A 12,074-nucleotide genomic window follows, 5' to 3' on the forward strand; every position below is an offset into this window, starting at 1 on the left:
GCCCCGTCTCCGCGATCGAGTTGGTGCCGTCCGACGGGCCGGGAAGCGCCGGGCGGGACCGGGCCGACTGAACCGGTGAACGGGGGCTCGGTGTTTCGCGGGTGGGTGGTTACGCCGCCGCGTCCGGGTCGCCGCCGAAGCGCTCGGTGTAGCCCGCCAGGTCCTCGTCGCTGATCTTGGCGAAGAGGACCGGCGGCACGGTGAACGGGGTGCCCGCGGGCAGGGTGGTGAGGGCCCGGGCCTGGTCGGCGGTGACCCAGGGCGCGGTGTCCCCCGGCAGGTCGAACGCGGCGCGCATGGCGCGGGCCGAGGCGGGGATGAACGGCTCGGAGACGACCGAGTAGAGGTGGATGAGGTTCATCGCGGTGCGCAGGGTGAGCGCGGCGCCCTCCGGGGAGGTCTTGATCTCCATCCAGGGCGCCTTCTCCTCCAGGTAGGAGTTGCCCGCGCTCCACAGCGCCCGCAGGGACTGGGCGGCCTTGCGGAACTGCAGGGTCTCCATGTGGCCCTCGTACTCGGCGAGGAGCGTGGAGATCTGCTCGCCGAGCTTCGCCTCGGCCGCGCCCGGGGCGCCGCCGTCCGGCACCGCGTCGCCGAACCGCTTGCGGGAGAAGGACAGCACCCGGTTGACGAAGTTGCCGAGGGTGTCGGCGAGGTCCTTGTTGACCGAGGAGGTGAACAACTCCCAGGTGAAGGAGGTGTCGTCGGACTCCGGCGCGTTGGCGATCAGGAAGTAGCGCCAGTAGTCGGCCGGCAGGATCTCCAGCGCGGCGTCGGTGAAGATACCGCGGCGCTGCGAGGTGGAGAACTTGCCGCCGTAGTAGTTGAGCCAGTTGAAGGCCTTGACGTAGTCGACCTTCTTCCACGGCTCGCGGGTGCCCAGTTGGGTGGCCGGGAACATCACGGTGTGGAAGGGGACGTTGTCCTTCGCCATGAACTCGGTGTAGCGGACCGGGTTCTCGCCGCCGTCCGCGTCGTACCACCACGACCGCCAGTCGCGGGTCTCGCCGTCGCCTGCGGCGTCGGCCCACTCCTTGGTGGAACCGATGTACTCGATCGGTGCGTCAAACCAGACATAGAAGACCTTGCCCTCGGCAGCCAACTCCGGCCAGGTGTCGGCGGGCACGGGGACACCCCACTCGAGGTCGCGGGTGATCGACCGGTCCTGGAGCCCTTCGGTGAGCCACTTGCGGGCGATCGAGGACGCCAGGGTCGGCCAGTCCCCGCTGCTGGCGTCGATCCACGCCTCGACCTCGCCGGCCAGCTTGGACTGGAGGAGGAAGAGGTGCTTGGTGTCGCGGACCTCCAGAGCGCTGCTTCCGCTGATCGCCGACCGCGGTTCGATCAGGTCGGTCGGGTCGAGCACGCGGGTGCAGTTCTCGCACTGGTCGCCGCGCGCCTTGTCGTACCCGCAGTGCGGGCAGGTGCCGACGATGTAGCGGTCGGGCAGGAAGCGCTCGTCGGCCAGCGAGTAGACCTGCCGGACGGTGCGCTCCTCGATGAAGCCGTTCTCGTGCAGGGTGCGGGCGAAGCGCTGGGTGATGTCGCGGTTCTGCGCGGAGGAGCTGCGGCCGAAGTGGTCGAAGGACAGCTCGAAGCCGTCGTAGATGGCCTTCTGCGCGTCGTGGGCCTGGGCGCAGAAGACGTCGACCGGCAGGCCGGCCTCCTTGGCGGCGAGTTCGGCAGGGGTGCCGTGCTCGTCGGTGGCACAGATGTACAGCACTTCGTGGCCGCGGTCACGCAGATACCGGGAGTAGACGTCCGCCGGGAGCATGGACCCCACCATGTTGCCCAGGTGCTTGATCCCGTTGATATAGGGCAAGGCAGAGGTGATGAGGTGACGAGCCATTGCAGGCTGCTCCCAATTCGTTGCGCGGAGTGAGTAATTCGTCTACGGACCGTCAATAGCGTATCTGACCCGAACAGGTGGTAACCGACCGTGGATAAGTCGGTACCGCAACCCGGAAGTTCAGCCCCGAAGATCACCGCGCGTGACTGCACATGCACATGCACGTGCACATGCACGCGACTTGGCTACGAGTTATGATTCGAGTACCAGACGAGGCACAGGTGTAGGAGTCGCTGATGCGCCGGACGCACAACGGAATGGCTGCGGAGGATCTCTCGGAAGCGGTCTGGCAGAAGAGTCGGCACAGCAATGCCAATGGCACCTGCATGGAGTTCGCCGCCCTGCCGGACGGCGAGGTCGCGGTGCGCAATTCGCGGTTCCCTGACGGGCCCGCGCTGATTTACACCCGGGCCGAGATCGAATCGATGATCATCGGTGTGAAGGCCGGCGAGTTCGACCATCTCATGCCCTAGCGGACGGACGTCCGACCTGGTAACCGCCTCGATCTCCGCTTCGATCTTCACGTCCGACCGACCGTCCGACCCGCCCGTCCGGTAGCCGGCGTCGGTTTTCCGATGCCGGTCTCCCGGCGCGGGTTCCTCGGTTTCCCGGCCGTCCGGTTTCCCGGCCGTCCGCGTCGCTGTCCCCGTCCCCGCGGGGGGAAGTCAGAGCGCACCGCCGGGCGCGAGGAAAAGCGCCCAGACCACCTTTCCCGCCCCGCTCAGCGGGTGCCAGCCCCAGTTCTCGCTGAAGGACTCCACCAGGTGCAGTCCGCGGCCGGTCTCGGCGACGTAGTCGGCGTCCTTCGCGATCGGCGCGACCCCGCTGGGGTCGCGCACCGCACACACCACGCGTGACGTCCAGCGCACCAGGCTCAGTTGGACCGGTCTGCCGGGCGTGCCGATCGGCACCGCGTACCGCAGCGCGTTGGTGACCAACTCGGAGGCGACCAGTTCCATCGCGTCGCGCAGCAGCGGCAGATCCCAGCGCTGAAGGGTGGCGCGGGTGAACCCGCGCGCCTCGCGCACCGACGCGGGGGCAGCCGCCAGTCCGCACGTGGCCCCGTTGCCGGCGGCGAGTCGCTCTGGCGCGAGTACGCCTTGCCATAACGGTTCCAGCACGGCTGCTGCCTCTGCCCTCATGCGAGCCCCCGAGGTATCTGCACGGTCACCATGCTCATGGATCAGCACCCCACCATGCAAGGGCGTCTGCACGTGCATCTGCAAGGAATTGATGCACGTGACGATGGAGAGTGACTGTATGGGTACTGCGCGCAGCGCATAAGTGGCAGACTGCTGATGAGCTAAGGGCGGAGCGTGACCTATGAGCGCAGGGCAGCCGGGAGGCGGGTCCATCGTGCGACGAATGCTGCTCGGAGCGCAGTTGCGGCGGCTGCGGGAGTCCCAGGGCATCAGCAGGGAGGACGCGGGCTACTCGATCCGTGCCTCCGAGTCGAAGATCAGCCGCATGGAACTGGGGCGGGTCAGCTTCAAGGAACGCGATGTCGCGGACCTGCTGACCATGTACGGAGTGACGGAGGAGGCCGAGCGGTTGGCGATGCTGGGACTGGTCCGGGAGGCCAACGCGGCCGGCTGGTGGCACGGGTACGGCGAGGTGATGCCGACCTGGTTCCAGACGTACGTCGGGCTGGAGGAGTCGGCGGCGCTGATCCGTACCTTCGAGGTGCAGTTCGTGCACGGCCTGCTGCAGACCGAGGACTACATAAGGGCCGTGATCCGGCTCGGGCACCCCGGCGCGGCCGATTCCTGGGTGGAAAGACGAGTCGGCCTACGCCTGGAGCGGCAGAAGCTCCTCGTCTCCGAGCGGGCACCCCACTTCGTATCGGTGATGGACGAGGGCGCCCTGCGCCGGGCGTTCGGCGGACCGAAGGTCATGCGGGATCAGGTCGGCCACCTCCTCGAAGCGGCCGAGGCGTCCAACGTCGACGTACGTATCCTGCCGTTCGCGACCGGCGGCCACGCGGCGGGCGGCGGCGCCTTCACGCTGCTGAGCTTCCCCGAGTCCGATCTGCCCGACCTGGTCTACCTGGAGCAGCTGACCGGCGCGCTCTACGTCGACAAGCACGACGAGGTGGTCGAGTACACCAAGGCGATGGACGCGCTGGACCGGATCGCCCTGGACCCGGCCCGGTCGGTGGACTGGCTGCGCGCCCTCCAGCGCGAACTGTGAGGCGCGGGGCCGGTTCCGGCCCCGCCCCGCCGGTGTTCCGCGCGCCTGAAAGACAACGGTAAGGATCGCGCTTCCGCGGTCCCCTTCCTTCGAAGTCCCCGGCAACTACAGTGGCTTGCCGGGTGCCGGCCCGATCCCCGATGGGCGATGTGACCTGCGTCATATATCCGCTCAGGGAGAGCTGGTAGAAGTTGGGGCTTCGTGTGTCGCGAAGGCCGCCGGACCGAAGGTGTGGGGATGGGCGTTCGTGGGCGTAAGCCCAAGCGGAGCCGCAAGCGCTGGATCATCGCGATCGCGGTCTCCTTCGTCCTGCTGGTCGTCGGCGGCGCCGGGGCGATCTACTTCAAGCTGAACGCCAACATCTCGACCTTCGACTCCGCCGGCCTCAGCAAGGACCGCCCGGAGGCCGAGCAGGCCGACGCCAACGGGCACAAGGCGGAGAACGTCCTGCTGATCGGCTCCGACACCCGCTCGGGCGACAACGCCAAACTGGGCGGCAAGGGCACCTCCGGCGACATCGGCCGCTCGGACACCACGATCCTGTTGCACGTCTACCCCGACCACAAGCACGCGGTGGGCATCTCCATCCCGCGCGACTCGCTGGTGGACGTCCCGCCCTGCCTGCTGCCGGACGGCAAGTGGTCGGCGGAGCAGCCGAGCGCGATGTTCAACTCGGCCTTCTCGGTGGGCGACACCGCCAAGGGCAACCCGGCCTGCACGCAGAACACCGTGGAGAAGCTCTCCGGGATGCGCGTGGACCACACCATCGTGGTCGACTTCGAGGGCTTCGCCGCCATGACCTCGGCCGTGCACGGCGTCGACGTCTGCGTGCCCAACGACATCTACTCCGGGGACATGAACCCCAACCTCGGCTACAAGGGCAAGCTCGTCCTGCACAAGGGCATGCAGAACCTGTCCGGGCAGGACGCGCTGGACTACGTACGGATGCGGCACGGCATCGGCGACGGTTCCGACGTCGGCCGGATGCTGCGCCAGCAGGCCTTCCTGTCCGCCCTGATAGCCAAGGTCAAGGGCGAGGGCATGAACCCCACCACGCTGCTGCCGCTGGCCAACGCGGCGACCAAGTCGCTCACGGTGGACCCGGGGCTCGGCACCGCGGCGAAGCTGATGTCCTTCGGGCTGTCGCTGAAGAACGTCGACCTGGACAACATCCAGTTCATCACCGCGCCCTGGAAGTACGCCGGGGCGCGGATAGACCTCGTCCACCCGGACGTGGACGACCTGTTCGCGGAGCTGCGGGCCAACCGCACGCTGAACGGGACGAACGCCTCCGGCCAGGTCACCCCGAAGGCCACCCCGGCGCCGACGGTCGACGGCTCCGGCATCGCCGTCGCCGTCTACAACGGCACGACCACGGACGGGCTCGGCGGCAAGGCGTCGGACAAGCTGACGAAGTCCGGGTTCACCGTCACCGGCACGTCGACCGCGCGGACCCAGGACCACGCGACGACCGTCATCGAGTACGGCTCCGCGCAGGCCGATCAGGCCCAGTCGCTCAAGAAGCTCTTCCCGGGGTCCCAGTTGCAGCCGCTGGCCATCAGCGGGATCAATCTGGTGGTCGGCGCGGACTACGCGAAGTCCGCGGACTCCACGCCCAAGCAGCTCTCCAAGTCCGTCACCGACTCCGCCCGCAGCGCCTCCAGCAACCCCTGCGACAAGCTCTCCTACGGGTGAGCGGCCGGCCCGCGTCGCCGGGCCCCGTCAGTCCGACACGTTCGCCACGGCCGTGAGGCGGTCGATGCGACCCCTGACGAGGTACTCACCGGGTACGGCGTTGCGCGCGCCGAACTCGGCGGCGCGCTCCGCTCCCATGTAGCGCGCGCCGATCCGGGTGCCCCAGTCCTGGAGGGCCACCGGGTCCTCCAGCAGCTCCGCGGTGCACTCGAAGAGCACGTAGGAGTAGGGCGGCGCCTGGTCGTCCACGCAGAGCGCGAAGTGCGGGTCGCGCCGGAGCGCGTGGCCCTTGAGGGAGTCCTGCCCGGTCATGAAGACCACGCCGACGTCGGCGGGGTCGGCGTCGTCCAGGACGAACCAGACAGGAGTGACGTGCGGCCGCCCGTTCTTGCGCTGGACGGCGAGCTTTCCGGTGCGAGTGCCGGTCGTGGCGAACTCGCGCCACTCCGCCTCGGTCATGTGCGCCATGGCGAAAGGTTAGTGCCGCGCCACCGTGCGTGACGTGCGGCGCGGCGGGCGCGTGCGCCACCGGTCGTGCGCGGTCGGCGCGCGGTCAGCCCGCCGCCTTCGCCGGCGAGGCGCCCCGCACCTCCAGGCCGTCGAGCAGCTCGGCGGTGGCCGCGGCGACGGCGGCCACCGCCGCGTCGAAGACCTCCTGGTTGTGCGCGGCGGGCGCGCGGAACCCGGAGACCTTCCGTACGTACTGGAGCGCGGCGGCGCGGATGTCCTCGTCGTGCACCTCGGGGACCATCGGCGGACGCAGGGTCTTGATGCTTCTGCACATGCCTCCAGTGTGCCGCGCGGGTCCGACATGGGGCGCGGGTGGCGGAAGGGGGGCGTGCGAATCGATCCGGTCCACCCCCTTGGCGAGCGGCCCCAGTGGTGCTTCAATGCTGCGCATAGTTAGGAACCTTTCCTAACTAACGGCAACTCCCAGCACAGCAACCGCAGTTGGCCGCTGCCCGGAACCGGGTCGTGGCCGGAAACGGAGACGCACGTGCACACCTCCCCCCACCGCGCCGGCGCCCCGCGCCGCACCCTGACCCGGCGCACCGCGCTGGCCGCCGCCGCGGCCGTGCTCGCCGCGGGCACCGCGACCCTGTCGATGGCCGGCACCGCCGGCGCGTCGACCGCCACCGGTCTCGACGACCCGCACAAGAAGGAGATGGCGATGGAGCTGGTCTCCTCCGCCGAGAACTCCTCGCTGGACTGGAAGGCGCAGTACAAGTACATCGAGGACATCGGCGACGGCCGCGGCTACACGGCCGGCATCATCGGCTTCTGTTCCGGCACCGGCGACATGCTCGAACTCGTCCAGCACTACACGGACATGGAGCCGGGCAACCCGCTGGCGAAGTACCTGCCCGCCCTGGAGGCGGACAACGGCTCCGACTCGCACTCCGGTCTCGGCTCGGCGTTCGTCAGCGCGTGGAAGACCGCCGCGAAGGACACCGTCTTCCAGCAGGCGCAGGACGACGAGCGCGACGACGTGTACTTCAACCCGGCGGTGGACCAGGCCAAGTCGGACGGGCTGGGCACGCTGGGCCAGTTCATCTACTACGACGCCATGGTCATGCACGGCCCCGGCGACGACCCGGTGAGCTTCGGGGGCATCCGCAAGACCGCGATGAAGAAGGCGAAGACGCCCGCGCAGGGCGGCGACGAGACGAAGTACCTCAACGCCTACCTCGACGCGCGCAAGGCCGCGATGCTCACCGAGGCCGCGCACGACGACACCAGCCGGGTGGACACCGAGCAGCGGGTGTTCCTCAACGCCGGCAACCTCAACCTCGACCCGCCGCTGCACTGGAAGACCTACGGGGACTCGTACGAGATCCTCACCCTGCCGTAGGGCCTGCCGGTCCCGGTACGCTCGCGGGCGTAGAGATCCGATCTCTACGCCCGTCTGCGCGTTCAAGGAGCCGTCCATGCTGCGATACCAGCTCACCCACCCGACGATTCTCGCCGCGCTCGCGTCGGCGGGCCACGGCTCGCGGGTGCTGATCAGCGACGGCCACTACCCGCACACCACGGGCGCCCACCCGGCCGCCCAGCGGGTCTACCTCAACCTCACCCCGGACCGGATGCTGGTCACGGAGGTGCTGGCCGCGCTGGTGGACGCGGCGCCGTTCGAGGCCGCCACGGTGATGACCCCGCCGCCCGAGCAGCCCGAACCCCCGGTCTTCGCCGAATTCCGTTCCGCGCTGCCGGAGTTGACCCTCGACGGCCTGGACCGGCACGCCTTCTACGAGGCCGCCCGCGGCGCCGACACCGCGCTGGTGATCGCCACCGGCGACCGGCGCACGTACGCGAACCTGCTGCTCACGCTCGGCGTGCGCGCGGACTGACCGGCACCCGCCCGCGGCCCTAAGCTGTAACCGTCAAAGAGCAGCGGGTGCCGGACGGCACCGGGCGGATGGGGGCGCGGCGCGATGGATGCCTGGGTGTGGTGGGTGATCGCCATCTTCGGCCTCGGAGGGGTCAAGTCGGTGAACGACACGGTGCGCACCGCGTTGCGCACCCGCCACAAGCGGCAGATGGAACGGATGAAGGCCGAGCAGGCCGAGCGGCGCGAACTCGCCGCGGCCGGGCGCGCGCCGGAGCCGGTGTGCGGCTGCACCCACCACCTCGCCAAGCACGACAAGCAGGGCAAGTGCCATGAGGCGGTGGAGGTCCCGACCGCGTGGGACGCCGACCGCAAGCCCACCCAGTACGAAGCCGGCACCTGCAACTGCCAGCAGTACGTCGGCCCGCAGCCGCTCGGGCAGATCTACGCCGAGGAGATCGCGGACCTGTAGCCGTGCCCGGGAAGGGAGCCGTCCGCGCGGCCGCGGTGGCGGCCCTGCCCCCGGCCGCACCGGTCGCACCGGTCGCACCTTCCGGGTCGGCCGCCCGGCCTCACCGGGACGGCGGCAGGTAGGCGCGGAAGGCGCGGGCACCGTGCGGGGTGGGCAGCGGCACCGACCGCCAGTCGCGGGCGAAGGCGGGCGGGCGGCCGCCGCCGGTGACCAGGTAGGCGACCGGCCGCTGACGGGTCTGCGCCAGCAGCCCCGCCGTGTCGATGCTCACGTCAGGTCCGCTCAACTGCCGTGACGAGCAACCGGCGTAGAAGGCGATCGGCACCGCCGAGACACCGCTGACGGTGCAGGGCGCGCGGACGCCGTGGGCGTGCAGCCCGTCGGCGACGGCGCGGTACTCCTGGCTGGTGCGGTGGTTGTTGCGGGTGGCGATGTGCAGGATGCCGCCCTGGATGGCGAGGTGGCCGCACAGCCCGACGGCGACCAGCGCGGTGGCCACCGGGCGCAGCCGCGACTTCCCTGGCAGGCCCGGGCGTTCGCCCGGCACCTCGCCCGGGCGCCGGACCTGGTCCGCCTCGGTCCGGCTGTCGGGGCGTGTGACCAGCCACCACAGGCACTCCGAGACCGGCAGCGCCAGCAGCGCGTACGTCGGCAGCAGGAAGCGCGGGGCCGCGTACGAGATCGTGAAGAGGTACGGCACGGCCATCGCGAGCCCGGTCAGCGCGGCGATCCACACCGCCGAGCGCCGTACCCGGGGCGCCACGGCGGCGCCGCCCGCGGCCAGGAACGGCAGCACGAACCACCAGACCGACGCGTCCTTGTGCCGCCACGGCACGTTGCAGGGGCGGCACAGCGCGCGGCCGCTGAGCGAGCGGATCTGGTCGTCGATCGCCAGGTGCAGGCCCATCCCGCCCTCGACCGCGCTGGAGCTGTGCAGCCGCTCGGTCACGCCGCCGTAGCGGACGTACGCCTCGATCACCCACTCCGCGCAGCCGAGCACCACGCCCGCGACCAGCACCGCGAACAGCGCCGGCCGCCGCCAGCGCGGCACCGCCAGCGCCACGACGGCCAGCGGCAGCGCCAGCCAGCCCGCGTCCGGCGGGCGCATCAGCCCCACCACGGTGATGCCCGCGGCGAGCCCGACCAGCGCGGCGCGGTTACGGGGATCGCGGGTGGCCCGCACGAAGCAGCCCACGGCGGCGAGCGCGCCGAAGGTGCTCCACATGTTCGGCATCACCTGCGGCCCGTAGAACAGGGTGATCCACAGTCCGGCGAACAGGGCGCCGGCCAGCGCGAGTACGCGTTCGGGCAGTACCCCGCGCCATGCGCGCAGCGCGACGTAGAGCCCGATGCCGGACAGTGCCGCCATCCACAGCCGCAGCGCGACCGGGGAGTCGGTGAACTGCGCGACCGGCGCGGCCAGGAAGGAGATCCCGCGGGCCCGCGGGGCGCTGAAGGTGGCCGCCGGGATGTGGCCGCTGACCTGGCTGGTGTAGACCGTCTCGTCCCAGCCGAGCCCCGAACCCGGCAGCACCAGGATCAGTTGCGCCGCGACGTACACCGTGCACACGGCCGCGATCCACAGCCCCCACCGCCTGGGCGCCCCTGCCGCCGCTCCCGCCGAGGACGCGGCGGCCCTCCCGGGTGCCGACGACGGGTCTCGGCGTGCAGCGCTCAGCGGTTCGGGCATCGGCGACCTTCCAGCCTCGGGCGTGGCGCGGTCCCCCCGGATTCGCGAGCGTAGACGTACGAAACGCCGAAACCGCAGTTGAACGCGCGTGTGCACCTAAAGAGCGGCTATCCGGACGGATGGTTGCCTCCTGATACCCATCCGTAACCCGCGCACCACGGAGCGGAGTCCGGGCCCGGCGGCGAGGCGTCCAGGTCAGCGCGCGGACGGCAGGCGGATGCGGAAGGTGGCGCCGTCGCCGGGCTCGGTGTCGAGTTCGACGGTGCCGTGGTGGGCGGTGACGAGCGCGGAGGCGATGGCGAGGCCGAGGCCCGCGCCGCCGCCGGTGGCGCGGGAGCGGGAGGCGTCGACCCGGTAGAAGCGCTCGAAGACGCGCGCGGCCTGGTCAGGGGTCAGGCCCGGCCCGCGGTCGGCGACTTCGAGGATTCCGTGCCCGCCCGAGGCGCCGACGCCGATCCGTACCGGGGTGCCGGGCGGTGTGTGGGCGACGGCGTTGCCGACGAGGTTGGCGACGACCTGGCGCAGCCGCGCCTCGTCGCCGAGCACCGGTGCCGGCCCTGGCGGGGTGCCGGTGCCGCCGGGCCCGGTGAGGGTGACCGGGCGGGTCGGGTCGAGGGCGGTGGTGTCGTGCAGGGCGTCCACCGCGAGGGTGCGCAGGTCCATCGGCGCGAGCTGGACCGGCCGCTGCTCGTCCATCCGCACCAGCGTGAGCAGGTCCTCCACCAGGCCGCCGAGGCGTACGGCCTCGCTCTCGATCCGGGCCATCGTCCGCTTCACGTCGGCGTCGTCGGCGAGCGCGCCCATCCGGTACAGCTCGGCGAAGCCGCGGATACCGGCCAGCGGGGTGCGCAGTTCGTGGCTGGCGTCGGCGACGAACCGCCGCATCTGCTGCTCGGACTCGGCGCGGGCGGCGAACGCGGACTCTATCTGCGCGAGCATGCCGTTGAGCGCGGACGACAGCCGGCCGACCTCGGTGCCCGGCGACGCCTCCGGCATGCGGTGCGACAGCGGGCGGCCCGCGGCGATCTCGGCCGCGGTCGCCTCGATCCGCCGCAGCGGCCGCAGCCCGGCGCGGACGGCGAACCAGCCCGCGACCCCGAGCAGCGCCACCACGACGCCGCCGATCAGCAGGAACGCGGTGCTGAGGTGGCTGGTGGTGGAGGAGACGTCGTCCAGGGAGGAGGCCACCACGACCCCGGCGGGCAGATCGGCGGTGGGCGTGCCGGCGCGGTCGAGGGCCTCGTCGGTGTCGGTGCCGACCGGCATGATCAGCACCCGCCAGCTGCCGCCGCCGTGGTCGCTGCGTACGTCGAAGGGGTGGCCGAAGCGGGAGCGCAGCTGGGCCGCGTCCATCGTGGGCCACAGCGGCTGCGGGTCGTTCGCGGCGACCGGCATCCGGAACTGCTCGGCCACGTGGCCGTCGGCGGCGGCGAAGGCGACGACGAACTGGCTGGGCAGCCAGGGGCGGGCCCCGCCGGGGCCGTTCACGGTGTTCGCGGCGGCCGGGCCCGAAGCGTTGCCGCTCCCGCCGGTCGTGCCGTTCGCGTTGCTTCCACTGGTCGTGCCGGTCGCGCCGTTCGCGCCGTGCGTGCTCATGGAGCCGCCGTGGCCGGTTCCGGGGGCCAGGTAGCGCGGCGGCGGGACGCCCTCCGTGCCGAGCCGGCGGGCGAGCGGCTGGCCGTACCGCTGGAGCTGCTGGTCCACCCGCTGCACCAACTGCCCGCGCACCGAGCCGAGGACCACCGTGTCGCTGACCGCCAGGCCCAGCAGCACCAGCACCAGGGCGAGCAGCACCAGCCGGGAGCGCAGCGACACCGCCGACCACTGGAAGCCGGCCGGCCACCGCCTGATC

12 protein-coding genes are annotated in these 12,074 nt (G+C 71.2%); 6 read left to right on the plus strand and 6 right to left on the minus strand.

The genetic code is table 11. The features are described from left to right. Window positions 1-109: 109 nt before the first annotated feature. Window positions 110-1,849, minus strand: coding sequence for a methionine--tRNA ligase (gene metG, locus AB0399_RS17020; protein ID WP_366411839.1), 1,740 nt, complete (start codon window positions 1,847-1,849; stop codon window positions 110-112). A 236-nt stretch (window positions 1,850-2,085) separates the two neighbouring features. Between metG and AB0399_RS17025 the strand changes: the two genes are divergently transcribed. Continuing rightward, the gene (locus tag AB0399_RS17025; protein WP_328466874.1) at window positions 2,086-2,322 is read left to right on the plus strand and encodes a DUF397 domain-containing protein; all 237 of its coding nucleotides are present in this window, start codon (window positions 2,086-2,088) and stop codon (window positions 2,320-2,322) included. A gap of 192 nt (window positions 2,323-2,514) precedes the next feature. On the opposite strand, the gene AB0399_RS17030 is transcribed toward AB0399_RS17025, so the two are convergent. Then, window positions 2,515-2,970, minus strand: a complete 456-nt coding sequence (locus AB0399_RS17030; RefSeq protein WP_328466876.1) for an ATP-binding protein — start codon at window positions 2,968-2,970, stop codon at window positions 2,515-2,517. 202 nt (window positions 2,971-3,172) lie between these two features. Between AB0399_RS17030 and AB0399_RS17035 the strand changes: the two genes are divergently transcribed. Continuing rightward, window positions 3,173-4,039: a helix-turn-helix transcriptional regulator gene (locus tag AB0399_RS17035; protein ID WP_328466878.1), complete on the plus strand. Its 867-nt coding sequence runs from the start codon at window positions 3,173-3,175 to the stop codon at window positions 4,037-4,039. Window positions 4,040-4,276: 237 nt separating this feature from the next. Then, window positions 4,277-5,734, plus strand: a complete 1,458-nt coding sequence (locus AB0399_RS17040) for an LCP family protein (RefSeq protein ID WP_329366799.1) — start codon at window positions 4,277-4,279, stop codon at window positions 5,732-5,734. 27 nt (window positions 5,735-5,761) lie between these two features. Here AB0399_RS17040 and AB0399_RS17045 read toward each other — a convergent pair whose 3' ends face one another. Both AB0399_RS17045 and AB0399_RS17050 read right to left on the minus strand, forming a co-directional pair. After that, complete coding sequence (locus AB0399_RS17045) at window positions 5,762-6,202, minus strand: PPOX class F420-dependent oxidoreductase (protein ID WP_329366797.1); 441 nt, start codon at window positions 6,200-6,202, stop codon at window positions 5,762-5,764. Between the two features lie 85 nt (window positions 6,203-6,287). After that, window positions 6,288-6,518, minus strand: coding sequence for a DUF2277 domain-containing protein (locus AB0399_RS17050; RefSeq protein ID WP_329366795.1), 231 nt, complete (start codon window positions 6,516-6,518; stop codon window positions 6,288-6,290). Between the two features lie 213 nt (window positions 6,519-6,731). On the opposite strand from AB0399_RS17050, the gene AB0399_RS17055 reads away from it, so the two are divergent. From AB0399_RS17055 to AB0399_RS17065, 3 genes are all read left to right on the plus strand, one after another. Then, complete coding sequence (locus AB0399_RS17055; protein ID WP_366411840.1) at window positions 6,732-7,586, plus strand: chitosanase; 855 nt, start codon at window positions 6,732-6,734, stop codon at window positions 7,584-7,586. Between the two features lie 76 nt (window positions 7,587-7,662). Further along, window positions 7,663-8,082, plus strand: a complete 420-nt coding sequence (locus tag AB0399_RS17060; protein ID WP_329366791.1) for an RbsD/FucU domain-containing protein — start codon at window positions 7,663-7,665, stop codon at window positions 8,080-8,082. 84 nt (window positions 8,083-8,166) lie between these two features. Then, window positions 8,167-8,532, plus strand: a complete 366-nt coding sequence (locus AB0399_RS17065; protein ID WP_328466890.1) for a hypothetical protein — start codon at window positions 8,167-8,169, stop codon at window positions 8,530-8,532. A 100-nt stretch (window positions 8,533-8,632) separates the two neighbouring features. Here the strand turns inward: AB0399_RS17065 and AB0399_RS17070 are convergent, their stop codons facing one another. Both AB0399_RS17070 and AB0399_RS17075 read right to left on the minus strand, forming a co-directional pair. After that, entirely contained in the window at window positions 8,633-10,102 is a 1,470-nt protein-coding gene (locus AB0399_RS17070; protein ID WP_329366787.1) for a hypothetical protein, read from the minus strand. Window positions 10,103-10,417: 315 nt separating this feature from the next. Then, a complete protein-coding gene (locus AB0399_RS17075; protein WP_366411841.1) occupies window positions 10,418-12,037 on the minus strand; it encodes a HAMP domain-containing sensor histidine kinase in 1,620 nt (539 codons plus the stop codon). Window positions 12,038-12,074 lie beyond the last annotated feature (37 nt).

The organism is Streptomyces sp. NPDC088194, assembly GCF_040702025.1.
GTDB lineage: Bacteria > Actinomycetota > Actinomycetes > Streptomycetales > Streptomycetaceae > Actinacidiphila.